Here is a 24,224-nt window from a genome sequence, read left to right on the forward strand (position 1 = left end):
CGCTTGGCAAGTTGCGCCTGGGTCAGCCCGAGATCCTCGCGAAGCCATCGGATCTGCAGCGCGACCGAGAGCCGTGAGCCGATCGCTACGGCAGTCCCCTTGCGTCGTCGCGGGCGCGGAGGCGCAGCCCCGTCCGCCAAGTGAACTTCGAGCCAGCCTTGTAGAGCGTCGCTCGCCATCGCCAGCGCCTCCTCGCGGCTGCCGCCGAACGTCTGGCAACCCGGACAGTCGGGAATCTCGACGAGCCAGTTCTTGCCTTCACGGGTGAGCTTGGCGACGTACTGCATGTTCTTCCTCTCTGCGCTCAGACCAGCTTTACGCCCGACTGCCGCGTGATCGACTTGAGCGTCCCCTTCGGGAGGTCCTTGCGAGGATGCGGCACCGTCACAAGACCCGGCGTGGTCGGGTGCCGGTAGTGGTGATGGGAGCCTTTGGCTCGTGCCAGCGTCCAGCCGGCGGCCTTTAGAGCCCGGATCACCTCACTCGATGACACAGTGAAAAGCTTACAACCAAAAGGTTGTTGCGTCCATCGGTCGTGGCCCGGGGTGCGCCGGCTCTATTGGGCCGCGGGTCCGCGGTGATGCAGGATTTGACCTCACGGTCATTGACGAACACCCGGACCCCGAAGCGCGCATCGCCGGGATTCCGGTATGCGGCGTCACCGGGATCCTCGCTTTCGCAGGGCAGGCGCATCGCGCGCTATTTCGATCCCTCGAGCGTCTGGATCGGTGGCACCTCATCGAGTCGTTTCTGCATGTCGGCGATCTGCTCTGGCGTCGATTTCTTTCCCGTCAGTTGTTCGTACAGGGTCGCGAGAGTCTCACCCGTGATCTGATCACCTTTCAGCATGTGGAGAGTGGCCGAGGGTTTCGTCACGGTTCTTTCTTCCTTTGGCTGGCCGCGCCTCCCGATGTTGCGTTCCGGTTCACTGTAACGAGCTTCTTGTTGGCAATATCGAAATACGCGATTTGATCATTGTGCCTCCCGAAAACCTCGTCTGACACGACTTCAGGCCGCCAACCGCTCGTAGCGATGATGGAGACCGCCCGCCTCCGGGAACGCCACGACCGCCCCACCCCATCGCGAAGCCCGTTTCCGACCGGCCGGCGAGTCCTTCGCCAACGAAAGATGCGTGCGCGACTGGTTGTAGTAGCGAACGTAGCAATCGAGGACGCCTTTCAGCTGGCGCTCGTTGATGGCGACTACATGATCGAGGCATTCCCGTCGAAGCGTACCAATCACTCGCTCGCAGTAGCCGTTCTGCCAAGGAGAGGCTCGCGCCGTCACGACCTGCTGCAGACCGAGCCCCGTCACCCTCCGCGTGAACTCCTCCCCGTAGATCCCGTCGCCATCACGGAACAGGAACTCCGCGTTCGTCTCCCAAGGCAGCGCCTCGACGACTTGTTGTGCGGCCCAAGCGGCAGTCGGATTCGCCGTCACGTTGACGTGGAGAATTCGGCGCCGGCCGTGGTCGAGAACAACGCAGACGTAGCGCAGTGAGAATCGGATCGTCGGCACGACCGCGAAATCGATCGCAATCGATTGGTGCAGCTGGTTGCGAACGAACGTACGCCAACTCTGTGACGGCGGCCGAGGAGACTTGCCGAGATATTTCGACACTGTTGATTCGGAGACGTCGATGCCGAGCATCAGAAGTTCGCCATGAATGCGCGGCGCACCCCACAGCGGATTCTCACGCTGCAATCCGGAGATCAGTTCGCGGGTCTCACGGTCGACGCGAGGCCGACCACCACGCGGTCTGGCCTTCCAACGCCAGTACGCTCGGAAGCCTTCGCGGTGCCACCGAAGCACAGTCTCCGGCCGGACTATGACCAGCGCAGCACGCCATCCCGGCCAGACCCTGGAAAGACCGACCCCGAACATGCGGTCGCGCCACGACAGGCGGACCCGGCGCGAGCCGAGCCGCTGCCTGAGTACCGCGACTTGCTGACGCAACACGACAATCTCGGCCTCTAAGGACGCCCGGGAACGGAACAGGTCACATAACGCGCTGACGAAGAGACGGAACAACGGGCCGGAGGCTTTCTTCGGTCCCGCCCTGCGTTAATGATCGTTGTGCGGATGGGGTTTTCGGGAGGGACAACGGCGAATGAAGCGCATCCGGCGCGCCATACTCGCATCCCCAACGAATTTCGCTCGGAGAAGATCCCTGCGACGCACCTATCCGTCGACGACGAGCTCGAGGAATGATCGGTAGAGCCGGCTCGGCTCTGGACTGACCCTCCCCAGTCATCTACGAAGGTGCCGGCAGCCCGGCGCCACGGCGCCGGAGAGCCGCCACGTCTTCACCGAACCGAGCCGATCCCGTACTTGGAGAACAATGATGCGTACCTCTCTCGCCGCTCGCCTTGGCATCCTCTTCGCGCTCGTCGCATCGATGCCGCCGTGCGACCTCGATGGATCGTGTAATCCCAACGACAATTGCCCCGCGACTTTCAACCCCGATCAGGCAGATGCCGACAACAATGGTATAGGTGATGCGTGTCAGGGTCCCTGCTCGTCCGCTCCGCTGGGCAGCTGCCAGGCCGCGACGCGCGCTTCCCTGCTTCTCAAGAACAAGAGCGACGACCAGAGCGATGCGCTCAAGCTGTCCTTCACCGGCGACACGGCCCAGGACCAGTCCGTGTTCGGCAACCCCACCGAGACCACGGAGACGAGCCTGTGCCTGTACTACGACGGCGCGCTGCAGGTCTCCTACGACGTTCCCGCGAGCGCCACGCTCTGGGCGGACTCCCCCGCTGGGCGAGGTTGGAAATACACGGACAAGGCGGCAACCGCGGCCGGAGTCACGAGCCTCGGGAACAACGCGGCCGAGATGTTCGAGGCCTGCGACGCGGCTGGACATGCGTTACTCGTACCGTCGCAGCTGGGCGTGTGAGCCGACGCGGAAGCGGAGTGTGGCGGCGGCTCGTCGTCGCCGAGGAGAACCAATGGCCCTGCGAAAATACGCAACGCTGCTCCTGACGATCGTGGTAGACGGATGCGGCGCATCGCGCTTGCCGGCGCAATCGACCGCTGTACCGGCTTTCACGGTCCACACCATCGCACTTCCCGGCTCCAGCTCGGCAGGCGCATCCATGGATGGTCTTGCCTACGATCTACGCCATCATCGGGTGTGGGCCCCTGCCGGCAACACCGGCAGCGTTGACGTAGTTGACGTCACCAACGATCGAGTCTCACGGATCGAAGGGTTCGCTACCGCCGAGGTCGAACGAAATGGTACGAAGCGAACTGTCGGACCGAGTTCGGCCGCGGTTGGCGACGGCGTGGTCTATGTCGGCAATCGAGGGGATTCTGGTGTGTGCGCGATTGGGGCGGCGTCGCTGGAGTTGGGCTCGTGCGTCAGGCTCGATTCCCCGCCCGATGCGCTGGCCTACATTGCGACTAGGATGGAGGTCTGGGTAACGACCCCGCACGACAATTCGATTGTGATCCTCGATGCAGCCGCTGGCCGTCCATCTGTCCTGTGTGGTGCCTGTACGGCATCGGCTCCCTGTGTGCCGAATCTGGGAGCGGTCAGGGCCTCCTTGAATCGAGTGGCCAATCAGGGCGACGGCAGCGCCACGGAGGACGTACTTGGTGACAATGCGGCTCTTCGCACCGATGCAGTCCCCGTAGTCCTGCATGTCGACGCTCGCCCCGAGCGCGACGACAGCTGACGCCACGGTGTTCGCGACCAGCGCCTGCGCATCGGCGGCGTCTCCATAAACCGGGCAGGCTCCGCCCGAATACGCGCTATCGAACTGGCTAGCGAGCTTCTCCGCGCACGATGACAGGTCGAGATCCTCTCCCCGCAATGCCTGCTTCGTGCCGATCTTGATGCCGCACGCGGTGGCGCGAGCGACCGCCTTTGCCTTGATTCCGAGGCAGCCGGCGTCCGGAACGGCCTGGGCTGCGGCCGGCGAAACGGCCATGAGAACGATGCAGCCGAGCATCGCCGACGCCTTCCATTGTGATTTCATGAACTCCCCGTCCACCGTGTCGCCGGATGCGGCGAATGTAACAGATGATCAATGGCGAGACGAGGCGGGGATCGACGCGACGCCCTTGGTTTATCGCGCATTCTCTCCCCGGAGAGGCGTTCTGAGAGAGAGAGAGATGCCGCCGCCGCTGGTCGTCGCCGAGTTGCCGGCGATCGTGGTGGTGCGAACTCCCAGGGCTTTCTCAGGTCCTCGCGAGTTTGGATTCTCTGTTTTTCTGTAGAAAGCCAGTTCGTGCTGTGCGGCGATTCCAACCAGATCGTGCACCCGAACTTCTTCTCGTGGTCGGCAGTCAAGACCATGTTCTGGCAGGGACTGGCGGGTGATGCGCTTTCCCGCCAGACGCTCCACGTCCTGCATGCGAATTACCGCAACACGCGCGGCGTCACGGAACTCGCGAACCGTCTCCTCAAGATCAAGCAGGCACGCTTCGGCTCGGTCGATCGCGACAGCAACTTCCTCGTCGAGAGCGCGAGCGAGATGGACGGCGCAGCCTGGCGCCGCTCGCGCAGTGGAGAACACGATGAGCTGGCCCGGATTGGTTGAGAGCACGTATCGACCGGCACGCCAGCTGTGGGCACGCTCTACGCATGGGTGCTACGTGCCGAACCCTGCAATGCTGCTGCGACGAGGCGAGGACTGGGTGCCTGTCTATGAAGCCATGAATCTCGCATGGATCGACCGTGGGACGGCAGGCGGGCCGTATCGTGCGCGGCCCGCGGCCATCATCGAGCGCGTGGTGAGTGAGCGCGAGGAAATGGCGAGACTGCGGGCGGGGGCGGCAGAGTCCCCGGGGGGCGGTCAACGGCCGCGCTAGGAAAACAGTTCGGCCCGCACCGCCACGCCGGGCGCCCGAGACAGCTTCGCGTCGCAGGTGAGAAGGGTGGCCTCGAGCGCCTCGGCAAGGGCGACGTACGCGGCGTCATACGCCGTAAGATTCCGTCGAAGCGCCCAGATTCGACCCAGCAACGGCTCGTGGGCATGCCGCTGCACGTCGAGAGCCTGCAGGCTCTCCAGCGCTGCCAGCGATGACGCGGCGTCCAATTCGCCATCGCGGACGAATCTCCGAAGCGTCTGGGCCACCTCGATATCCGCCAAATGCGGCATGTGTAACGCAAGGTCCGGGTCAGCAATACGCGCTGCGATCGACCGACCGCTCTCCGTGCCGAGAAGCAGTTCGACGAGCGCCGACGCGTCGAGCACGATCATCTCGACTCGCGCTCAGAACGAATGACTTCGGCGGCACTGCGCCGAAACTTTCGGACCGGCTGCGCCTGCAGTCGTTCGAGAACCTCTTGGCGAGTCGGGCGATCGAGCGACTTTCGGATCTCTCGCAGGACGTAATCGGACATCGACATCCCTTCCGTAGCCGCCCGAACTTTCAGACGCCGGTGAAGTTCGGAGGGGACGTTGCGGATCTGGACCATGATCGACATGTCCGATCACTACTTTCATCGGTATTTCATGTCAAGAACGCTGAGGCGACGCCGGAAGTCCAATTGACCTGCGACCCGCTGGGCCTCACCATCACTGAAGCCGCCGCGCGTCTTTGCGTGACCCGTCAGGCGCTCAACAACCTGGTGAACGGGAAAGCAGGGATCTCGCCGGAGATGTCCATTCGCTTGTCCAAGGCGTTCGGCAGCAGCGCCGAGGTCTGGTTGGGCCTGCGGATGCACTACGACCTTGCCCAGGCGGAGAAGACCGCTCACCGCATCAAGGTTCTCAGAATCAAGGCGCCAATCGGCGGTGGCGACAGAGCGAGCGCGGCACACCGCTGAATGCACACCGATCGAACGGGTCCCCGTTCGTAAGTCGCCGTCGGATCGTGCCGCCAAAGACTCGAATCAAAAGGCGCCGCGGGCTCCCTATCCCACTTCTGGAATACCCATCCAATCGTGCCCTGCCCGACCGGCGAGATGCTCGGTGGCGAAGCGCGGCTCCCGAAATCCCTGCGGAGCCAAATCCTCGTGACACCAAATCTCTCTCTGCGGATAAGCCGCGCCGTTTCCCTGGCGGGAGCGGCGCGAAATCCGCCTGATGTCGCGCATGTTTGCGAATTCGAGCAGTCGGGACTCGACGCCAGGCTGTTAACCAAGGCGGCCGCTGAGAGCGCCAATCCGAGGCTGACCGGGGCGAATTTCGCTCTCAGAACGCCTCTCCCGGGAGAGAATTGTGAAAGTGGTTAACCGATTCTGTTAACCATGCGCTTTGAAACGCATCCCGCGATTAACACGTATCCCAACCCACGGCGACGAGTATTGGTACGGCAAGCGCACGTTTACGTGGAGAATCTGCCGGTCAGGTTACATTTCCGTAAGTTGATAGATCGGCGCGGTTGTACGTGGACATGTGGTCCGGCGGCGTGTTACGTAGACGCGAAGCTACGGAATCGGCCTCGGAGGACCTTTTATGAGCCATGTCACACGCACCGCTTCGGCCATCACCGCCCTGCTTTTCGTCACGGCTGCTCCGTTCTGCAGGGAGGCATCTGCGTACTCCGATTCTGTCGCTGCGATGCTCGTCAACACGACGCCGGCGCAGTGGCAGAACGATTCCGACCTCGCAACGAGCTCCGGCGGCCAGACACTCATCGTCTGGGACCTCAGGACGAGCGGGGGAACAGGCACCATTCTTGGACGGATGTACGACGGCAGCGGGCAGCCGATCGACGATGCACAGCGCGATCTGGTGCCGGACCCCAACGGCGACGAGCGCATCACTCCGCGTATCTGCGCACGCGACGACGGCGGCTGGAACGTCGTATGGGCGAATTTTCCGGCGGCCCAACGGGATCCGGTGACACATGCATTACTTCCGCCGACAGCGGCCGATCTCGCGCGAATCGGCATCTTTGCGCAGCACCTGGCCGCCGACGGCTTGCCCATCGGAGAACCGATCGGTGTCACGAACTACGGCCTCAATCCCGGCGTGGTCGAGGCCGATGTCGCCTGCCTGCCGCAAGGTGGCTTCTTCGCAACTTGGCTCGCTTCACCGTACGCAGTGGACAGCGACGGCAATTCGATTCCGCTGCCTCGATCCGTCCGGGGCCGCCGCTTCGATGGTTCCGGCAATCCACTTGGTGACGAAATCCAGATGAACACGGACTGGACTCCGGAGTTCGATCCGGCCATCGCGTCGGATTCTGACGGCCGAACGATCGTCATTTGGGGCGCGGGCTGTCCCACCTACTACGTCGACTGCGACGTGCACCCGGACGGTTCCGGCTCGAGCCTGCAGGGACGCCTGTTCGGACCCGACGGCAATCCGCTCGGACCGGAATTCACGATCAATTCGACACCGCTCGGAAATCAGGGCGATACCGGATACTCCGCGGCCTTCGGCCTGAACGGAGAATTCGTCGTCGCGTTCACGAGCGGCTACATCGTCTGGCCGACCGTTACCGCACGGAGGTTCGCATCAGACGGCACCCCGCTAGGGGACGATTTCGCGGTCAGCGAGACAACCGGTGACCAGCAACTGCACCCCACGCTTGCGCACGACGGTGCCGGCGGATTCCTGTTCATGTGGGAGCGTACGCAGGAATTTCTCTACGGCCGTTCGTTCGACGCGAACGACCTGCCGCTGTTCCCGTCATTCGTTCTGGATGACCAGAATACGGGAGGGCGTGAGCCTCAACTTGCCGGTCACGGCGGAACCTACGATCTGGTCTGGCAAGGTGAAGTCGACGGCCGGTCGATCATGCATCTGTTCCTGACGACGTTGCCGCCGGCGCCCGATCCAGGCGGTACGGGAGGTACGGGAGGGAGATCCGGCGCATTGTGCACGGATGCGCCGGCCACAGGTTGCGGGAGTGCCGAGCCTGGGAGGCTGCGCATTCGAAGCGGCAATGCCGCATCCAGATTGCGCTGGAAGTGGAGCGTCGCCGATGCCGGCAGTGAGCAGTCTGCGATTGCGGCCGGTTCGGCCCTTTGCGTGTACGAAGACGGGACGCTTGTTGCCGGAAGTGCCGTACCGGGCCCCGATGCAGCGCCCGAAGCATGGCAGGCCGCCGACGGTCTGTGGACTTTCGACCAGCCCTCGCAGGGAACATTTGCCGTAAACAAGCTGAAGGTGCGCAACCGTTCCTTGGTCACGAGCTTGGCCCTCGAGGCCACATCGCACGACGCAGCCCTGGTGCACACGGATCCACTCGTCGCGCAGCTCATCGAAAGTGATGCGAGCTGTCGGGAGAGCATCGTCCCTTAGGTCGTCCCGGTCGCAAGCTGCGCCACTGCGGCGCAAGCCGTCAATAGAGAGGAACCTCTCTGTCGGCGAACTCCTGCGCGCACTCAGGCCGGGCTGAACTGACGTTCCCGTGTGGTCTCGAAATTGTGCCGGACCCCGACTGGTGTCCAAATTGGGCCGGACGTTAGCTCGACCCCCTCAGCCTTTAGCCGCTGCGCGCTGAGCGGCCTTCGGCCCGCTCGCTGAGCCAACCATTGTCGTCAGGGAGCGCATAAATGGGGTATTGCCAGAAGGTGCCCCCGCAGCAGGTCGAACCGTTCGCGTCGCGATTTGTCCCGTCCGGGCAAACCGTGAAACAGTCCCTCACCGACAAGCGCATCGACCTCGCCGTTGAAATTCTCGATGCCACCGTCGGTCATCAATGTCGGCAGCTCGTCCGCACTCACTGTGTTGCCGACTGCTTCTTCCAAGATCGCGGCCGCGTTGGCGATCTCGAAACGCTCGGCAACGCGCCACACGAGAATCCTACGACTGAAGTTGTCGATGACCGCGTGGAGCCACACCTTCCTTCCGTCGACCAGACGAACGGCAGAGGTGTCGATGTGCCATACCGCGCGAGTTCAGCCGCTATTTTAGCGGCAGCAAATCAAACTTTCCCGACGCTTCCTCGTAGAAGAGCGCGCCCTCTTTCGTGTCCGCGCCGCTCCAGTGCTTGTGGCCACCGGGGATTCGGATGAAGTCGCCCACGCCGACACGCTTCTGTCCGGCCTCGTCTTTGTAGAGATACGCACCTTTGAGAACGACGATCCAAAGGTCGTTCGTGTGCCTGTGCATACCGGAGTCGAACGCTGGCACGAACTTTGTAAAGCTGCCGTAGGCGCCCTTGTCCGGATCTCCCCATAGAACCGATTTGGAGACACCGGGAATGACCTCCTTGAAGTCGGCTTGCTCGGCGTTCGCAAAAACTAGCGACCTGGTTTTTGGCCGAATCTCTCTCTGCGGATGGTCCGCGCCGTCTCCCTGCCGGCGGGCGGTGCGCTTTCCTGCGGGCCGGGGCCACCTCGGAACGCCCGCCTTGCCGCAGGAGGCGTTCGCGCTAAGGTCGCCATTCCCCCGAGGTGACCGCGATGGATTTCGAGCATTCCGAACGAGCCCGCGCCTACATCGATCTCGCCGAGCGCTTCGTGCGCGAGCGCGTGGTGCCGAGTGAGCAGACCTACGTCGACCAGCTCTCGGGCTCCGGGGACTGGCGCAAGTGGAAGGTTCCGCCGGTCATCGAAGAGCTGAAGACCGAAGCGCGCTCGCTCGGTCTCTGGAACCTCTTCCTGCCCGAGAAGGAATGGGGCGCCGGCCTCGACAACCGCGACTATGCGCCGATCGCGGAGGTCACCGGACGCAGTTATCTGGCGCCCGAGGTCTTCAACTGCGCCGCACCCGACACCGGCAACGCCGAGGTGCTCGTGCGCTACGGCAGCGACGAGCAGAAGGAGCAGTGGCTGCGGCCGCTGCTCGACGGAACCATCCGCTCGGGCTTCTCGATGACGGAGCCGGCCGTTGCCTCCAGCGACGCGACCAACATGAAGGCGACCTGCGAGGTCGAAGGCGACGACGTGGTCCTGAACGGCCAGAAGTGGTGGACCAGCGGTGCCGGCGACCCGCGCTGCCGCTTCCTGATCTTCATGGGCGTGACCGACCCGAACGCGGATCGCCACCACCGTCATTCGATGGTGCTGGTGCCCATCGATGCGCCGGGAGTGAAGATCCTGCGCATGCTGCCGGTGCTCGGACATCTCGGCGAGCCGCACGGGCACGCCGAGATCCTGTTCGACAACGTGCGGCTGCCGAAATCGGCGATCATCGCCGGACCCGGGCGCGGTTTCGAGATCGCGCAGGGCCGCCTCGGCCCCGGTCGCATCCACCATTGCATGCGCGCGATCGGTGCGGCCGAGCGCGCGCTCGAGCGCCTGTGCCGCCGCGCGCTCGGTCGTGTCGCGTTCGGCAAGCCGCTGGCCAATCTCGGCGGCAATCGCGATATCATCGCCGACAGCCGCATGGCCATCGACCAGGCCCGGCTGCTGACGCTGAAGGCCGCCTGGGCGCTCGACAAGCTCGGAACCTTCGGCGCTCTGACCGACATCTCGGCGATCAAGGTCGTCGCGCCGAACGTGCTGCAGAAGGTCACCGACGCCGCCATCCAGATCCACGGAGCCGAGGGCATGACGGACCCCGAGCTGACGCGCCTGCTCGGCATGGCGCGCGCCCTGCGAATCGCCGACGGGCCCGACGAGGTGCACCGCGGCATGGTCGCCCGCCTGGAGCTGAACAAGTACAAGTAGGCGTCATCGTGCGGAAGCCATCCGTGCGGCGTCGCATTCGGAACACACGAGCGATGAGCAAGCACAAGATCGCCGAGCCGTACCGACGAAGCCCGCCCACGGGTTCCTGCGATGCGATCGTCGTCGGCTCCGGAATCGGCGGCCTGGCGGCGGCGGCGCTGCTGGCGCGCCACGGTCGCAGGCGCGTGCTCGTGCTCGAGCGCCACTACACGATCGGCGGCTTCACGCACGTCTTTCGACGTCCGGGCTACGAATGGGACGTTGGGGTCCACTACATCGGCGACACGATGCCGGGCGGCACGATCCGTGCGCTGTTCGACGACATCACCGACGCCCAGCTCCAATGGGCCGACATGGGAGAGATCGTCGAGCGGATCCGGATCGGCGGTGAGGAGTTCGTCTATCCGCGCGGCAAGGCCGAGCTGCGGCGCGAGCTCGTCGCGCGCTTCCCGGCCGAGGCCGGCGCCATCGATCGCTACTTCGAACTCGTCGACGCGGCGGCCGCTACGCTGCAGGACTTCCTCGCGACGCGCGCGATGCCGCGCCTCGTCGGCGCGCTGATCAAACCGATGGCGCGGCGGCGCTTCTTCCGTTTCTCCGATCGCACGACGCGTGAGGTGCTCGAAGGGTTGACGTCGAATCAGGAGCTGATCTCGTTGCTGACGGCGCAGTGGGGAGACTATGGCCTTGCGCCGGCGCGCAGCAGCTTTGCGATCCACGCGCTCGTCACCCAGCACTACTTTCGCGGCGGGTTCTATCCGGTCGGAGGCGCCGGCCGCATCGCCGAGACCATCGCACCGGTGATCCGCGCCGCCGGCGGCGAGCTCCTCGTCAATGCCGAAGTCGCCGGAATCGCCATCGAGGGCGGGCGCGTCGTCGGCGTGCAGATGGCTGAGGACGGCGCGACGCTGCGGGCACCGCTGGTGATCAGCGATGCGGGCGTCGCCAATACCTTCGGGCGGCTGCTGCCGCGTCCGTTCGCCGAAAAGCTCGGATTGCTGCGCGCGCTCGCCGGCATGAAGCCGTCAACGGCGCACGCCTGCCTCTACGTGGGACTCCGCGGCAGCACGCGCGACCTCGGCCTCGAGCGCTCGAACCTCTGGGTCTACCCCGACGGCAACCACGAGCGTTCCGCCGCGGGCGATCCGTCCGCGCAGCCGTTTGCCTACATCTCCTTTCCGTCGGCCAAGGATCCCGACTTCGACCGACGGCATCCGGACCGCTCGACGATCGACATCATGACGTTCCTCTCCTACGACGCCTTCGCGAAATGGGAAGGAACGCGCTGGCAGAAACGCGGCGACGAATACGATACGGCCAAGTCCGCGCTGGCGGCAAAGCTTCTCGAGCTGCTCTATTCGCACGTTCCGCAGACGCGCGGCGCGGTGGAGGTCGCCGAGATGTCCACGCCGCTGTCTACTCGCAATTTCACCGCACATCCTCACGGCGAGATCTACGGGTTCGAGCATACTCCGGAGCGTTTCCGCAACGAGTGGCTGAGGCCGGCCACTCCGGTCCGGGGACTCATGCTCACCGGCGCCGACGTCGCGACGGCCGGCGTTGCCGGCGCGATGATGGGCGGCGCGATCTGCGCGTCGGCGATCCTGCGGCGCAACCTCGTCGGCGCGGCAATTCGCGCAGCGGCGCGGCGCGCAGCCGTGCTCTGACCCTTCGCACGGAAGCCCCGCGTTCCATGCTCAGCGGAACGATCTTTCGACCGGCACTCGGATTCGATCGGGTGGACGAGTCTGGTCGACTCGTGGCACGTCACCGGACGGAAGCACGCACCGGAACGGACAGCTGACCTCCCGGAAGATTCGACATCTTGATTCGAATCGCAGCGAGGAAGTCGCCGCGAGGCAGCCCCTCGGCCGCGAGGTCGACGTCGAACCGGAAAGTCCCGTCCTTGCCTGCGGGATCCATCGCAACGTGAACGGCAGGGCTGTCGCTCCCGAACGATTCGACGGTCGCCGTCTTCTGCCTGGCGACGACGAGAAGAGTCTGGCGGGACGCACCGAGGTTGCCGTCGGAAGTGCCAGACCGGACCTCGCCGAAGTCGACGCTTTCCGTTGTTGCGTAGAGGTCGGGGTGCACGAGAACGTGAACGTCGATCGAGAGCGACTTCGCGAATTCACTCGTCGTAGCGATGAGCAGGCTCGAGTCGTAGCTGCCGGGCGCAAGGTCGGAAGCCGGGACGACTTCGATCCGCGAGACCTTGCCAGGCTCGACGTCGGTCGCCGACGCCGTGAACCACGATGCCCCGGGCTGCAGACTGCGGATCGCGAGGGGCGCCTTCTCGTTGTTCACGAGGCGCAGAGCCGCAGACTTCTTCTCGCCGGCGAATTCGCTGAGATAGACGGGCCCGAAAGGGTCGATGTCGACGGGCAGTCGTACTTCGCCAGACAAAGTGAGCTCGGTCTCGACGCCATCGGGATCGGCGGTGCGCACCACCGCGGTGCCCTCGATCCGGCCGCGCGCGCCTTCAGGCTTCCAATCGATGACGATGTCGGACGAAGCGCCGGGATCGATCACCGCTTTGGCGGTCGACTTCATGCCGGGCTGCGAGAACTGGATGGATTCGATCTGGAGCGGCTTCGCACCGGGGTTCCGCAGCGTGAAGGGATGCGAGACCGTCCGTCCAAGCGTGATGGTGCCGAAATCCCAGGTCGTCGACGACCATTCGCCGCCGGCAATCGCGCCAAGCGGCAGGAACGCGAGAAGCGCCGGGAGCACAACGAACACCGCGACCGGGGCCGACTTCCGGCCCCGGTCGCTACGATCGGGCCTCACTCTTACTTGACCAGATAGAACCTGATCTGCGCCAGCTTGAGACCGTTGTTGTCGTACTGCCACAGGAAGTCATGAAACCCGTCGGCAAACAGCGACACGCTCTGGCAGATCGTCGTTCCGTAGGTCACGCACTGCATCGTCGTCAGCGCCGGCGTCACGTTGGTGAACATCTGCTTGCCCTTGCTGCGTGCCAGCACGTCGTTGCCGCTCGAACAGACGAAGGTTCCATCGGGTGCGGTCGCGCACGTCGTGATCGTCGCGGACCCGTTCGGCGTGCCAAGCGCCCTGGCCCAGACTTCGTAGTTGGCCATGGCAGTACCACCGTTGCAGCCCGTGTCCGTCGTCACGTTCGTATCGCAGGGCAACTGGAACACCGCTCCCTTCGATGCGATCGGCGCTCCGTCACATCCGTACGCCGTGTCGAAAGCGTTGCCGTCGCAGACGGCGAACGGACCGGGAACAAGGTAGATACTGCTCGTCACAGTGCTGTTCTTGGCGCCGAGAGCCGCGAAGATCGTGTGCCGGTCGCCTCCGGTGAGAGGCTGGGTCTTGGGGTTGGTGACGCCGATGATGTTGAGGTTGTAATGCGCCCCGTTCGGCGCCCCGTTGCCGGCATCGGCAACTGCCGACCAGACCAGCACGGCGATAGGAATCACGATACTCAGCTTTCCTTTCATCAATTCTCTCCTCGAAGACATGCAGTAAAAGTTTGTCCGGCCAGAAGGACCAGCCGGTCGTAGCGCAGTTCTGTCCCTTTTGTAGCTATAAGGATAGGCCTGACGTTCCCGGGGAGCAACGGCGATCATTCGACGGCCCCGGTCCTCTCGAGCACGTCGGTACTCCCGACGGCTTAAAATTCCCGGCCAGGCGAGCCGGTAGCGATGGAACGCGGGACGCCCGCCGCCGCAGGACCTTCATCAACTTGTCAGGATTGCCACTGCGCTGGTTGCCGGAATTCCGCCGAGTCTCGCCGCGCCAACTCGCTGATCTAACTGCGCTTGTTGCTCGATCTGCGGCTGACCAGGAACGCGATCGTGCACAAGGTGGTGCCACCGAGGTCTGTGCCGAGAAGCTGGTAGGTCCCGGCACTCACACCATGGCCTGCCAGAATGCCGATGAACCGGCACGTTCCGAGCCCGAACAGGCTGAGAGCGGCGGCGGCCAGTCCCTGCGTGCGGCGATCTTTCGACGCGGCGCTGTAAATCAGGAAAGCGGCCATTCCGAGTTCCATCCCGCCGTACACTGCACGTGCGTCAGACGTGGCGTCGCCATTGGTAAGGACGATACCAAGAGGCAAGGCCATCGAGATCGGATCGAGGAGCCATTGGAGGCCAAAAGCACCAAAAGCGATCGCGCCGATACTCAGCACGCCAATGGCGAGATAGTCCGCTCCTTTCGACGTCATCGCGCACCGCTAAGTCGATCCGGGGCTTGACGCAAACGAGCGGCTGGCGCCGACGTCCATCCTCGTCATTCGAAGCGGCCGGGGTCGCAGTTGGCGACGCTCGCGCTACTCCACCGTAACCCCGGCGATCCCGATGATCTTGCCGGTAGAGCAATCATTGTCTGCGCCGCGCGCGTTCATCACGGCTGCCGTGTTGCCTGCACCCGGGCAATCCGCGAGGCCCGTCGGCTCCACCGCGGGAGCTACAGCGCCCACCAGAGCTCGAGGAACAGCGTATCGTTGTCCTGCGCGCTGCGCCCGGCACCGTCGAAGTTGGACGACGATCCGTCGAAGCGGTTGTAGTGCGTGAACTGGAGCGAGACCTTCAGGTTGCTCATCGGCCAGAAGCTCGGACCGCCCATCTTGTTGAACGGAAGATAATCCGCCTGCACCACGATGCCGTTCGAATCGGGTGAGCCCGTGCGGCTTCCGTACAGCAGCTGGTCGTCGTCGCCGTTGATCGTGAAGAACTGGAAATCCAGGCCGTAGGTCTTGTCGAACAGGTACGTTGCGGTGATCGCAGTGTCCCACAGATCGTCATGCGAGCTTGACGTGAAGCCGAGAACCTTGCTGGCATCCCAGCTTGCGTGCTCGAATATGCTGCTGCCCATCACGGTAATATCGTGCCGGCCGAGATCCCACTGGTACTGCGCATCGAGGCCGACATCGGTCTGATGGTCGTGGCCGGAGTTTTCGATCCGCTGCGGAAACGTGTCCGCGTCCAGGCCGAACGTTCCGACTTCGATCATGGACGCTCCGAACTGCTGCTCGTACGCGAGACGCCAGTTTGGCGCGGCTCCGTCGATTTCGGCCTCTCCGGACGGATCGACGCCGAGCGTGCGCTGCGCCGATGACGATGCCGTACCGTAGACTCCGAGCTCCGCATAAAGATGAGCGTCGAGCCAGGCGTAGGCGCCGGCGCCGACGACCTGCTGGCCGAATCCTCCAGCAATGAGCGGTGACGCCGCGGGCGCCGGAGCGTAGCCCGAGCCCGTGAACGGGAAACCCCATACCGGCGTCGAGTTCCACAGGTCTTCCATCCCGGGATTGTTGTTGACGAAAGCGCCGTAGATGAGCTGGTGGCCGCGAACGGCCGACTGGTTGGCCATGCGGAATTCGGTGTTGTCGATAGAGAACTGGTCGGCAACGCCGTCCCACGTACCCTGCCCCATCACTCCCATATGGTTGACAACGTCGGCGACCTTCTCGGGCAGGATCATGTCCGAATATGGGCCCAGCAAGCGTCCGGCATAAAACAGGCTGATCTGATTGACCTTGACGTTGTCGTTCGAATGCGAGTCGGACGGCAAAGTACTCGTGTCCTGGCCTTCCGTGGTGTGCGTGTAGCCGGGGCCGCCTTCGATCATCATCGCCAGCGGCGGGAGCTTCGTGGCGTGCGCGCTGATCACATAGCCGTTGGCTTTGAATTGACGTCCGAACGCCGTCAGTTGCGGAAACGCGGTATGGCACGCGACACAGGGAAAGCCTGTCTGTCGTGCGAACGACGGCACCGCCGAAGCGTCCAGAGGGACACCGAACAGCGCGGCAGCGACGGTGGCCGTTATCAGCGCGGTGTGCGCGAGATTCTTGATCCCGAAATCGGATCTTTTCGGCTCGGAGTGAAAACGGACAGTCAGCATCGAGAGCATCGTCGATCTCCCCTGCGCGCTTCCTGAGGTCGGCCGAAGCGCACGGAGGTCATCGAGCAATTGCTGTGCCGCGAGAGTGAGGGGTTGGAATCAGGGCGGATTGGAGGAGCGGCGAGCGGCCGTGCCACCGTCGCGAGGCCGAATCCACGGGAAAAGTTGCGAATTTGGGAACGACGTTACGAAGCGGCGAGTTTCGCAGATTTGGGAAGAATTCCCGGTTTATTTGTCAGAGATGCGCGTGGGCGGCGGGGGATGGTTCCAGAAAACCTCTGGCTCGCCGGGTGTTGGCGCACTCCCGGCGTCAGCCATCGCGCCCAACCTCGACGAGCGACGAGGCACGCGTCACGCTCTGAGGTAGCGTAGTGGCCGCCGTCGCCGCCGCGAACCAGCGGTCGTGGAGCAGCATGCCGACGAGCATGGCGGGCACGACGATCAACGCGGCGTGCACCCCGGCACCGAGCGATACCAGCGCCGGGCCGGGACAGAAGCCGCCCAGGCCCCATCCCACGCCGAAGATCGCCGCGCCGCCGAGGAGCCGCGCGTCGATGTCGGTGCGCGTCGGCACCATGAACGACGCCGAGAACAAAGGGCGGGGTCGGGCAAGAACCACGCGACTCAGGAACGCGTGAGTGGCGAGGGCTCCGACCATCACCATAGCCAGGCTCGGATCCCAGGCGCCGGTGAAGTCCAGGAAGCCGACAACCTTCGACGGCTGCGTCATGCCGCCCAACACGAGCCCCAGCGCGAACACCAATCCGCAGGTGAACGCTGACAGCGTTCCCCCGATCACAGCGATCCTCCGAAGAACTGCGTGACCACGAGCGCAGTCGCCGCCCCCGTCGCCATGAAGGTCATGGTGGCCGTGATCGAACGCCGCGAAGCCCGGGCGATGCCACAGACGCCGTGACCACTGGTGCACCCGCTTCCGAGCCTCGAGCCGAATCCGACGAGAAGCCCCGCCATCGCGAGAGTCGGCGCTGACCGGTGCAGCGTCATCGCGAAGCTGTCGGGCGCGAGAGATCCCAGCACCGCCCCGCCAACGAGCAGCCCCAGTGCGAAGCCCGCACGCCAGGATCGTTCGCTTCGCTCTCCGGAAAGCAGACCGCCGACGATGCCGCTGATACCGGCCACGCGGCCGAGCAGCGCCAGCATCGCAGTTGCCGACAGCCCGATCAGAACGCCACCGAGTAGGGAATGCAGAGGCGTGAAGTGCTCCATCGAATCTCCTTAGACCAGCGCGGAAATCGCCGACCCTGCGGTGAACATGGCGAGTAGGACGAGCCCGGCCGCAAACGCCGTCAGGCTCTTCTGTGCATCAATGCGATCGGCGATGCGACCGCCCGCCAGGACGCCGGCGACGGCCGCCACGCTGAACGCACCTGCGACCGTCCAGTCGATCGACGTCGTACCTACGCGCGCTGCCAACGCCACGGCACTGTTGATCGCAACGACCAGAAGCGATGTCCCGATTGCCTGGGGCATGGCGAAGCCGAGCAGCAGTGTCAGCATCGGAACGATCACGAAGCCGCCACCTACGCCGAAGAGTCCGGTCAAAAAGCCGACGCCGCTTCCGCCGGCCACGACCAACAGTGCATGGCGGATGTCGAGCGAAGGGCCAGACTCCGGTGAGCTGGCGGCATGCTCGAGGGCTTCGGCCTCACCGCTCCGCGTGCAGGTTGGGCAGGCAGTGACCATTCTCCAGGCCGCGACCAGGATGAGGCCCGAGAACGCGAGCAGCAACACGTGAGGATCGATCCTGCGGTTGAGCGCCGTTCCCGCGAAAGAGCCGCCGATGCCCGTCGCACCGAACGCGAGACCGGGCCCCATCTTCACTCGCCCGGCCCGATAGTGAGAAGGAAGGCCGGACAACGTCGCGATCCCGACCAGCAGCAGGCTCGTCGTCGTTGCCTGTTGCGGCGTCTGCCCGGCAGCGTACACGAGAGCCGGCACCGCCAGGATGGAACCGCCGCTTCCAAGAGCGCCGAGCGAAAGCCCCACCACGAAACCCAGCGGGGACGCGAGAAGCGCACGGATCACAGCGGTGCTGCGGGCGCCGCAACGGTCACAGCTACGCGCTTGTGAGCGAGCCGGCGGCGCGTGAGCAGCCGTGCGGAATTGGAGATGAAGGCCAACTCGGAACCGACGTGGACGAGAGACGCGAGAATCGGCGTCAAAATCCCCCCGGCCGCGAGCAGCATCGCAACAGCATCGACCAGGATCGTGCCGATGAAGTTTACATGGATGATCCTTCGGCATCGCCGCGCGATCCGCAGCGTTGCGACGAGTCTCAGCAGGTCGTCGCCGATGAGGACAACGCCAGCGCATTCGCGCGCGACATCAGTTCCCGATCCCATCGCGATGCCGACGCTGGCCTCCACGAGCGCCGGGGCGTCGTTGACCCCGTCGCCGACCATCACGACCGTCGCTCCGGCGCGGGTCAGCTCACGAACACGTTCCGCCTTGTCGTGCGGAAGCAGTTCCGCGCGAACCTCGTCGACGCCGAGCCGATCCCCGATGGACGAGGCAATTCCGCGAGCGTCGCCTGTAAGCAGGATGGTGCGAAGTCCCATCGCGCGCATCGCGCGAATCGCCTCGACCGCCTCGGGTCGCAATGTGTCGGCAACCTCGATCGATCCGAGGAACAAGCCCCCACGCGCCACGAAGACCTCGGTGCCGCCCTTGGCGCCGGCCTCCTGTTCAGGCAGAGCGATGCCACTGGCGATCAGGAACGCACGATTCCCCGCCAGGATCTCCGCCCCGTCCGACATCGCGCGGACCCCCTTCCCCGGCTCCGACTCGAAGGAATCGGGCTCGCGCACCGCCTGGCCGACCGCTCTTGCGAGAATTGCCCGCGCGAGCGCGTGCTCCGAGGGACGCTCGGCGGTTGCTGCCGCCGCAAGAAGATCCGTTTCGATCGTTCCGGGTGTGGGTCGCAGCGTCGCGACCTCGGGACGGCCGAAAGTCAACGTGCCCGTCTTGTCGAGAACGACCGTGTCCGCACACCCCATGACCTCGAGCGCGATCCCGCCCTTGATGATTGCGCCCTGGTGCGCGGCACGCCCGATCGCGCCGAGGATCGCCAGCGGCGTTCCGGCGGCGATTCCGCAGGCCCCGGCCGCGATGACGACGGAGATCGTCGCCCGCAGGTCGTGAGTAAAGACGAAGGTCAGCGCCGCCATGGCGAGCGTGAAATAGACGAGGTAGCCGGCGAGACGATCGGCGGTCTTCTGAATCGGAGCGCGGGTACGCTCGGCGTGCTCGACGGTCTCGATGATTTTCCCGAACGTCGTGTCGCGCCCGAGCCGCTCCGTGCGCACGTCGAGCGTGCCGGTCTGGTTGATGGTACCGGCGAAGACGGACGCGCCGAGCAGTTTTGCGACCGGGAGAGACTCGCCGGTGATGGCCGCCTGGTCCACCGTGGAGCTTCCAGCGACGACGGTCCCGTCGACCGGAACGCGCGCGCCGGGCTTCACCACGACCACGTCCCCCTGCTGGACCTCGGAGGCGCCCATTTCCCGGACGGCGCCATCCCTGCGCACGAACACGCGCTGGGGCAGAAACGCGAGGAGGTCCTCGATCGCCCTGCGTCCGCGTCCGACCGTCAGCTTCTCGATCTCCTCCGCGATAAGAACGAAGAGTACGATCACGAGCACCGTGAGGAACTCCCCGATGGCGAGCGCGGCAAGCAACGCAATCGTCATCGAAAGTTCCATCGTCATGCGACGGGCGGGAATTGCCTCCCACGCCTCCTCGAGAATGGGGAAGCCCCCGACCAACGTTACGGCGACAGCAACGACGCCGACCACCCAGCTTCCCGCCACCAGGTGAAGCCCGACGGCAGCAACGGCGACTGCTACAAGTGCGATTCGCGCGAGCGCCACCGGAGTGAAAGGGGCTTCGTGTTCGCTCTCCGGTTCGGCTTGCTCCGAATGCCCTGGAACGTTCGGAACGACCCCGGTCAGGCTACTCACCGCAGACTCCTTCGGAAGACCTTCACGACTTCTTCAGCCGCCTCGTGTCGCTTCGACTTGGCGGACGGATCGACGACATGCGTGTAAAGGTGCTCCTCGAGGAGCTCCGCCATGAGTGCATGGATGGCGCCCCGGCTCGCGGAGAGAGTCATCATGACCTCCGCGCACCCTCGTTCTTCAACCAGGGCGCGCTCCACAGCTTCCAGTTGTCCGCGGATGCGGCGCACGCGGTTCAGGAGTGGCTTCTTGTGCAGGATCGTGTGGCCCATGGGGTCCCTCCGTTTCGGAGGATCGTATACCCCTATAGGGTATATCCCACAAAGCGCCCGGCGACCTGCGTGTAAATCCCGACATTGCCACGCCTGCCCTCGATCCAGGGTAGCGCCCCGGAATTCGACGGGCACTCCGAGTTTCGGGAATCGCCCTCGCGAAACGTCTCACTTCCGAGAACTTTCCGCGGAAGAAGAGATCGTCACTCTGCCTCTGTCCGGTGTCGATGCAGTTCCCAAGACAGCTCGAGGTCAGCGCCGGAGTCGACGCTTGCTGCCCGAGCGCCGATCGCGAGCGCGATCACGCTTCGTCCCTTCCCGCTAAGCCGTGTCCGCGCTGCTTCACCGCACTGCAGGGCAAGATCGAACCGACGCAGGACTCAACGCTGCCCGGGGCAGCGCGGCCTTCCATGCTGCCGGTGCTCGTAACCGCGCCGGCCGCAGCTCCTTCCGCAATGATCCTCGCTCGAGTTCAGTCGCGGTCATGGGAACAACGTTCTTCGCCCACTCCTGAACGACTGCACGTCTCGCTCCTCGTCTAAGATACGGGTTCAAACCTCGACCTTTCGTTCGTGACCATCGTTGCCGCAGGACTTTCCTCTCACATCGAGAGTCACGATATTTCGCCACCTGGATCTAAAAGAAGCGAACGGAGAATTGGTTATGAACATCACGAAGTACGGAACAGTTTCGATCGTTGCGGCAGCTGGAATTCTTGCGATGCTGGCGGCTCCTTCCGTCGGTCTGGCCGAGGACAAGCGGCGGCACTCCCATGACTTCCTCGCGTCGATCGCACGGCTCGAGGCGCGGGCTCGATGAGTCGGTTCGTTTCCGCACGATCCGATCTGGCAGTCGGTGCCCAGCGACTTCTCGTCAGGCGATCGTGACAAACGAATGAACATGCGCGATGCCTGGAGTTTCTTCGCGCGCTCTGCGGCGAATTGCAGAACCTCACATCGCTTTCCGAATTTGCTCGATTGCCAAACATCGGAAAGAGATTGACGCCTACTCGGCGTTGAGGACAAAATTTTGCGGAGACCGTCGCGCCGGATGTCGAGAAACCGATGATGCGATACGACGAGTACTCTTACCGCTTCCTAAGGAAGCGCTTCACCGAGGAGTGTGGAACGACGATGGGACGACAACTACTGATCACTCGACGAGTCACAATGTTCCTGGCTGCCCAGTGCGCGATCGCCGGGTTTGTCGTGAGCGACGTTCGACCGGCCATGGCCGACAGCACAGCCAGTGTGAGCAAGGCACTGACGCCGACAAGCTCGTTTGCGGGAGCGTCCGGCAAGCTGCGCGTGCGGCTTCACGCAAAGCCGGTATCCGGCGCAACGGGAACGCAGGGCAGTTTCAGCGTTTCCGCCAGGCACCTTCCCACCGACAGCAGTTCATTCGATCTGATTGTCGGGGGAGCGAAGGTCGGATCCGTGCAGGCAAACAGCGCCGGTAACGGCTCAGCCTCCTTCAGCACGACTCCGCACGGCAGGTCGGCGCTGCTCGGAGTCGACCCCCGAGGCAAGACGGTCGTAGTTCGCGATACGGCCGGAAGCGGGGCCGACGTGCTGGTGGGAACAGTTCCCGACGACGATGCCGGTTCCGAAGCCTGCTGCACCACGGACGGCGAGGGCGAGTCGGAATGCGAAGACGTCAGCCCGGACCCGACCACCGGCGTCGTGACCTGCAACGGCACGATCCCCCTGGATGCCAATGGGGCGCCCATCAATTCGTGCCTGCCCGATCCGTGCACCACCACAGTACCGCCTCCGCCTCCGGGCACGGCGACGGTCTGTTGCGTTGCCGACTCCGGAGATGAGGAGGCCCAGAACACCGAGTGCGATGATGGCCTCGACCAATGCGCTGCAAATGGCGGCGTGCTGGTTCAGGTCCAGTTGCCGGCGGACTTCCAGCAGGGCGACGACCCCTGTGACCTGAATCCCTGTCAGTCGGTCACGCCGAATCCGCCGCCCCCTCCCTCGTTCTGCTGCGTTGCGCAAAGCAGCGACGATTCGAGCGAAGTCGAGGCGCCGGAATGCGAGGACATGTCGGCTGATGCGTGCGCGAGCATCGGAGCCCCGCCGGTAAACGGCGCGTGCGCGTACACAGACCAGTCAGGCAATCCGGCATCCGTTCCCTGTCCATGATGGAACGACTCGAGCAGACAAGGCTGCGCCGGGCGTGAATCCCGCGAAGCAGCTCGAACCTTGAACGAAGAAGGGCCGCCCGAAATTCAGGGCGGCCCTTTTTCGACGTGCCAGCTCCAAAATCCGGCGCCGGACCCGTCGAACCCGGTGGAATCTACGAGCCGCCGCGGACCGCGCGCACGAAGCCGTCAATGACCTTGTTGTCGGCGTCCAGGCGGCCGTAGCTGAACTCCGCGTACAACGCCGCCTCCGGGAAGGCCGCAGACGTTGTCGACGACCAATACGAGCCAGTCGCCGTGCAACTGCACTTCGGATCGTTGGCTCGTTTCCGGCAAATCCGTGCGAGCATTGCTGGCTCGAGAACTAACGCGGCTCATACACGCGAATCTCGGCCGGTTGGCTGCCACGACTCGGAATCGCCAGGTAGAGTCTCTTCGAGGCGGGCGCAAGCAACGATGTGCGCGAGCGTGCCGACGTCACGATCCGTTGGCTTCGTCGCCAGCCTTTCCCGTCCGGCGCGAACACGTCCAGGAATCCTTCCCCGCCGGACGCGTAAAGCAATCCCGTATCGCCGTCCAGGAACAGGTCGTCGACGTCGGCGACACAGTCGAAGGACGCAATCGTGGCTCCTGATTCCGTATCCAGCACGACGACCTGCGGTGGGTTCCGGCAACCGACGAACAACCGATGATGCCTTTGGTCGAGAGCCATCGGGAAGTTCTCGCAGTGCGCAGGCAACGCCCACGATGCGAGGACGTTGTGCTTGTCGCGGTCAACGACTGCCACGGACGAGGTCGCGGGCAGATTGACGAATGCGCGCGATCCGAGGCTTTCCATCTCGAACGCTTCAGGATGCGACGTCAATGGAATATCGGCCAGCCGCGTGCCGGTTTTTACGTCGATGATTCCAATTCCGCCGGAGCCGAAGCCCACATAGAGCTTGCCCTGCGTTTCATCGAAACGCAGGTTGTCGGCATCGGAACGGAAGTCTGCCGAGGAGATTTCTCTCAGCGTTTGCGCATCGTAGAAACGGCAGCTGCCGTCACCACCGCTGCTGACGGCGACTTGGCCGGCACCGGAAAGGTATGCGACGCCCTGGGGTTCGGTCACTCCCGCGATGCGGCCCGCGATGCTGCCGCCTTCGAGATCGACGACGAGGACGGAGTTGCTGGCGAGCGCGGCCACGAAGAGTCGCTTGCCCGCGGCGTCGATCGTCATGTGATCGATGCGGCCTGAGATGCCGGGCAGCGCGATGGTGCGGACGAGCTCGAGATGGGATTCGCCTGCCGACGCGTCAGGCACTGGAACTGACCCCAGCAGTAGCGAGAGAACGCAGAGGTTTCCGACTGCCCGACCAATCGTCAGCGCCATAGTCCTGATCCAGAAAAGGCTGTCACCCTCAGGCGGGGAGCCGGTCCAATAACACGCC

General features: G+C 64.2%; 27 protein-coding genes and 1 pseudogene. 9 read left to right on the top strand and 19 right to left on the bottom strand.

Translation table 11 applies throughout. The annotated features are described in order from the left end of the window. From VGK20_12365 to VGK20_12380, 4 genes are all read right to left on the bottom strand, one after another. Nucleotides 1-287: type II toxin-antitoxin system HicB family antitoxin (locus tag VGK20_12365; protein ID HEY2774832.1), on the bottom strand; the 287-nt coding region annotated here is incomplete at its 3' end. 17 nt (nt 288-304) lie between these two features. Then, on the bottom strand, nt 305-493 hold the full coding sequence (locus VGK20_12370) for a type II toxin-antitoxin system HicA family toxin (protein HEY2774833.1): 189 nt from the start codon (nt 491-493) through the stop codon (nt 305-307). Nucleotides 494-699: 206 nt separating this feature from the next. Further along, nucleotides 700-876 (bottom strand): hypothetical protein, encoded by a 177-nt coding sequence (locus VGK20_12375; GenBank protein ID HEY2774834.1) that lies wholly within the window; start codon nt 874-876, stop codon nt 700-702. Nucleotides 877-1,008: 132 nt separating this feature from the next. Then, nucleotides 1,009-2,031 carry an integrase core domain-containing protein gene (locus tag VGK20_12380; GenBank protein HEY2774835.1) on the bottom strand — a complete coding sequence of 341 codons (1,023 nt, stop codon included), beginning with the start codon at nt 2,029-2,031 and terminating at the stop codon, nt 1,009-1,011. Between the two features lie 313 nt (nt 2,032-2,344). Here VGK20_12380 and VGK20_12385 point away from each other — a divergent pair, with 313 nt between their 5' ends. After that, nucleotides 2,345-2,899, top strand: a complete 555-nt coding sequence (locus tag VGK20_12385) for a hypothetical protein (protein HEY2774836.1) — start codon at nt 2,345-2,347, stop codon at nt 2,897-2,899. Between the two features lie 298 nt (nt 2,900-3,197). On the opposite strand, the gene VGK20_12390 is transcribed toward VGK20_12385, so the two are convergent. Continuing rightward, nucleotides 3,198-3,998, bottom strand: coding sequence for a hypothetical protein (locus VGK20_12390; protein ID HEY2774837.1), 801 nt, complete (start codon nt 3,996-3,998; stop codon nt 3,198-3,200). On the opposite strand from VGK20_12390, the gene VGK20_12395 reads away from it, so the two are divergent. Together VGK20_12395 and VGK20_12400 are read left to right on the top strand one after the other, a co-directional pair. Beyond that, entirely contained in the window at nt 3,943-4,224 is a 282-nt protein-coding gene (locus VGK20_12395; protein ID HEY2774838.1) for a hypothetical protein, read from the top strand. The two genes, VGK20_12390 and VGK20_12395, sit on opposite strands and share 56 nt — an antisense overlap. Before the next feature lie 5 nt (nt 4,225-4,229). Further along, nucleotides 4,230-4,478 (top strand): annotated as a pseudogene (locus VGK20_12400) (hypothetical protein). Nucleotides 4,479-4,814: 336 nt separating this feature from the next. Here the strand turns inward: VGK20_12400 and VGK20_12405 are convergent. Further along, nucleotides 4,815-5,210, bottom strand: coding sequence for a type II toxin-antitoxin system VapC family toxin (locus tag VGK20_12405; GenBank protein ID HEY2774839.1), 396 nt, complete (start codon nt 5,208-5,210; stop codon nt 4,815-4,817). Continuing rightward, nucleotides 5,207-5,437: a hypothetical protein gene (locus VGK20_12410; protein HEY2774840.1), complete on the bottom strand. Its 231-nt coding sequence runs from the start codon at nt 5,435-5,437 to the stop codon at nt 5,207-5,209. Before VGK20_12410 ends, VGK20_12405 begins: the two co-directional genes overlap by 4 nt. A 63-nt stretch (nt 5,438-5,500) precedes the next feature. On the opposite strand from VGK20_12410, the gene VGK20_12415 reads away from it, so the two are divergent. Both VGK20_12415 and VGK20_12420 read left to right on the top strand, forming a co-directional pair. Then, the gene (locus VGK20_12415; GenBank protein ID HEY2774841.1) at nt 5,501-5,779 is read left to right on the top strand and encodes a HigA family addiction module antitoxin; all 279 of its coding nucleotides are present in this window, start codon (nt 5,501-5,503) and stop codon (nt 5,777-5,779) included. A gap of 631 nt (nt 5,780-6,410) precedes the next feature. Next, nucleotides 6,411-8,207 carry a hypothetical protein gene (locus VGK20_12420; protein ID HEY2774842.1) on the top strand — a complete coding sequence of 599 codons (1,797 nt, stop codon included), beginning with the start codon at nt 6,411-6,413 and terminating at the stop codon, nt 8,205-8,207. 239 nt (nt 8,208-8,446) lie between these two features. On the opposite strand, the gene VGK20_12425 is transcribed toward VGK20_12420, so the two are convergent. Together VGK20_12425 and VGK20_12430 are read right to left on the bottom strand one after the other, a co-directional pair. Next, a complete protein-coding gene (locus tag VGK20_12425; protein HEY2774843.1) occupies nt 8,447-8,788 on the bottom strand; it encodes a transposase family protein in 342 nt (113 codons plus the stop codon). Nucleotides 8,789-8,813: 25 nt separating this feature from the next. Beyond that, on the bottom strand, nt 8,814-9,176 hold the full coding sequence (locus tag VGK20_12430) for a DUF4437 domain-containing protein (protein HEY2774844.1): 363 nt from the start codon (nt 9,174-9,176) through the stop codon (nt 8,814-8,816). Nucleotides 9,177-9,313: 137 nt separating this feature from the next. Between VGK20_12430 and VGK20_12435 the strand changes: the two genes are divergently transcribed. Continuing rightward, nucleotides 9,314-10,522 (top strand): acyl-CoA dehydrogenase family protein, encoded by a 1,209-nt coding sequence (locus VGK20_12435; GenBank protein ID HEY2774845.1) that lies wholly within the window; start codon nt 9,314-9,316, stop codon nt 10,520-10,522. 53 nt (nt 10,523-10,575) lie between these two features. Then, nucleotides 10,576-12,189 carry an NAD(P)/FAD-dependent oxidoreductase gene (locus tag VGK20_12440; protein ID HEY2774846.1) on the top strand — a complete coding sequence of 538 codons (1,614 nt, stop codon included), beginning with the start codon at nt 10,576-10,578 and terminating at the stop codon, nt 12,187-12,189. A 100-nt stretch (nt 12,190-12,289) separates the two neighbouring features. Here VGK20_12440 and VGK20_12445 read toward each other — a convergent pair whose 3' ends face one another. From VGK20_12445 to VGK20_12485, 9 genes are all read right to left on the bottom strand, one after another. Continuing rightward, complete coding sequence (locus VGK20_12445; protein HEY2774847.1) at nt 12,290-13,264, bottom strand: DUF1573 domain-containing protein; 975 nt, start codon at nt 13,262-13,264, stop codon at nt 12,290-12,292. A gap of 50 nt (nt 13,265-13,314) precedes the next feature. Continuing rightward, on the bottom strand, nt 13,315-13,989 hold the full coding sequence (locus VGK20_12450; GenBank protein HEY2774848.1) for a hypothetical protein: 675 nt from the start codon (nt 13,987-13,989) through the stop codon (nt 13,315-13,317). A gap of 311 nt (nt 13,990-14,300) precedes the next feature. After that, a complete protein-coding gene (locus VGK20_12455) occupies nt 14,301-14,717 on the bottom strand; it encodes a DUF4345 family protein (protein HEY2774849.1) in 417 nt (138 codons plus the stop codon). Nucleotides 14,718-14,959: 242 nt separating this feature from the next. Beyond that, entirely contained in the window at nt 14,960-16,405 is a 1,446-nt protein-coding gene (locus VGK20_12460; protein ID HEY2774850.1) for a hypothetical protein, read from the bottom strand. A 301-nt stretch (nt 16,406-16,706) separates the two neighbouring features. After that, the gene (locus tag VGK20_12465) at nt 16,707-17,192 is read right to left on the bottom strand and encodes a DUF6691 family protein (protein ID HEY2774851.1); all 486 of its coding nucleotides are present in this window, start codon (nt 17,190-17,192) and stop codon (nt 16,707-16,709) included. Continuing rightward, nucleotides 17,192-17,623: a YeeE/YedE thiosulfate transporter family protein gene (locus VGK20_12470; protein ID HEY2774852.1), complete on the bottom strand. Its 432-nt coding sequence runs from the start codon at nt 17,621-17,623 to the stop codon at nt 17,192-17,194. Before VGK20_12470 ends, VGK20_12465 begins: the two co-directional genes overlap by 1 nt. 9 nt (nt 17,624-17,632) lie before the next feature. Further along, nucleotides 17,633-18,442: a sulfite exporter TauE/SafE family protein gene (locus VGK20_12475; GenBank protein HEY2774853.1), complete on the bottom strand. Its 810-nt coding sequence runs from the start codon at nt 18,440-18,442 to the stop codon at nt 17,633-17,635. After that, nucleotides 18,439-20,376, bottom strand: a complete 1,938-nt coding sequence (locus VGK20_12480) for a cation-translocating P-type ATPase (protein HEY2774854.1) — start codon at nt 20,374-20,376, stop codon at nt 18,439-18,441. The genes VGK20_12475 and VGK20_12480 overlap by 4 nt, the downstream gene beginning before the upstream one ends. Beyond that, entirely contained in the window at nt 20,373-20,645 is a 273-nt protein-coding gene (locus tag VGK20_12485; GenBank protein ID HEY2774855.1) for a metal/formaldehyde-sensitive transcriptional repressor, read from the bottom strand. The genes VGK20_12480 and VGK20_12485 overlap by 4 nt, the downstream gene beginning before the upstream one ends. A 663-nt stretch (nt 20,646-21,308) precedes the next feature. On the opposite strand from VGK20_12485, the gene VGK20_12490 reads away from it, so the two are divergent. Both VGK20_12490 and VGK20_12495 read left to right on the top strand, forming a co-directional pair. Then, a complete protein-coding gene (locus tag VGK20_12490; GenBank protein HEY2774856.1) occupies nt 21,309-21,464 on the top strand; it encodes a hypothetical protein in 156 nt (51 codons plus the stop codon). Nucleotides 21,465-21,709: 245 nt separating this feature from the next. Continuing rightward, the gene (locus tag VGK20_12495) at nt 21,710-22,795 is read left to right on the top strand and encodes a hypothetical protein (GenBank protein HEY2774857.1); all 1,086 of its coding nucleotides are present in this window, start codon (nt 21,710-21,712) and stop codon (nt 22,793-22,795) included. Between the two features lie 363 nt (nt 22,796-23,158). On the opposite strand, the gene VGK20_12500 is transcribed toward VGK20_12495, so the two are convergent. Further along, nucleotides 23,159-24,166 (bottom strand): hypothetical protein, encoded by a 1,008-nt coding sequence (locus tag VGK20_12500; protein ID HEY2774858.1) that lies wholly within the window; start codon nt 24,164-24,166, stop codon nt 23,159-23,161. Nucleotides 24,167-24,224 lie beyond the last annotated feature (58 nt).

The organism is Candidatus Binatia bacterium (assembly GCA_036493895.1).
Lineage (GTDB): Bacteria > Desulfobacterota > Binatia > UBA1149 > CAITLU01 > DATNBU01.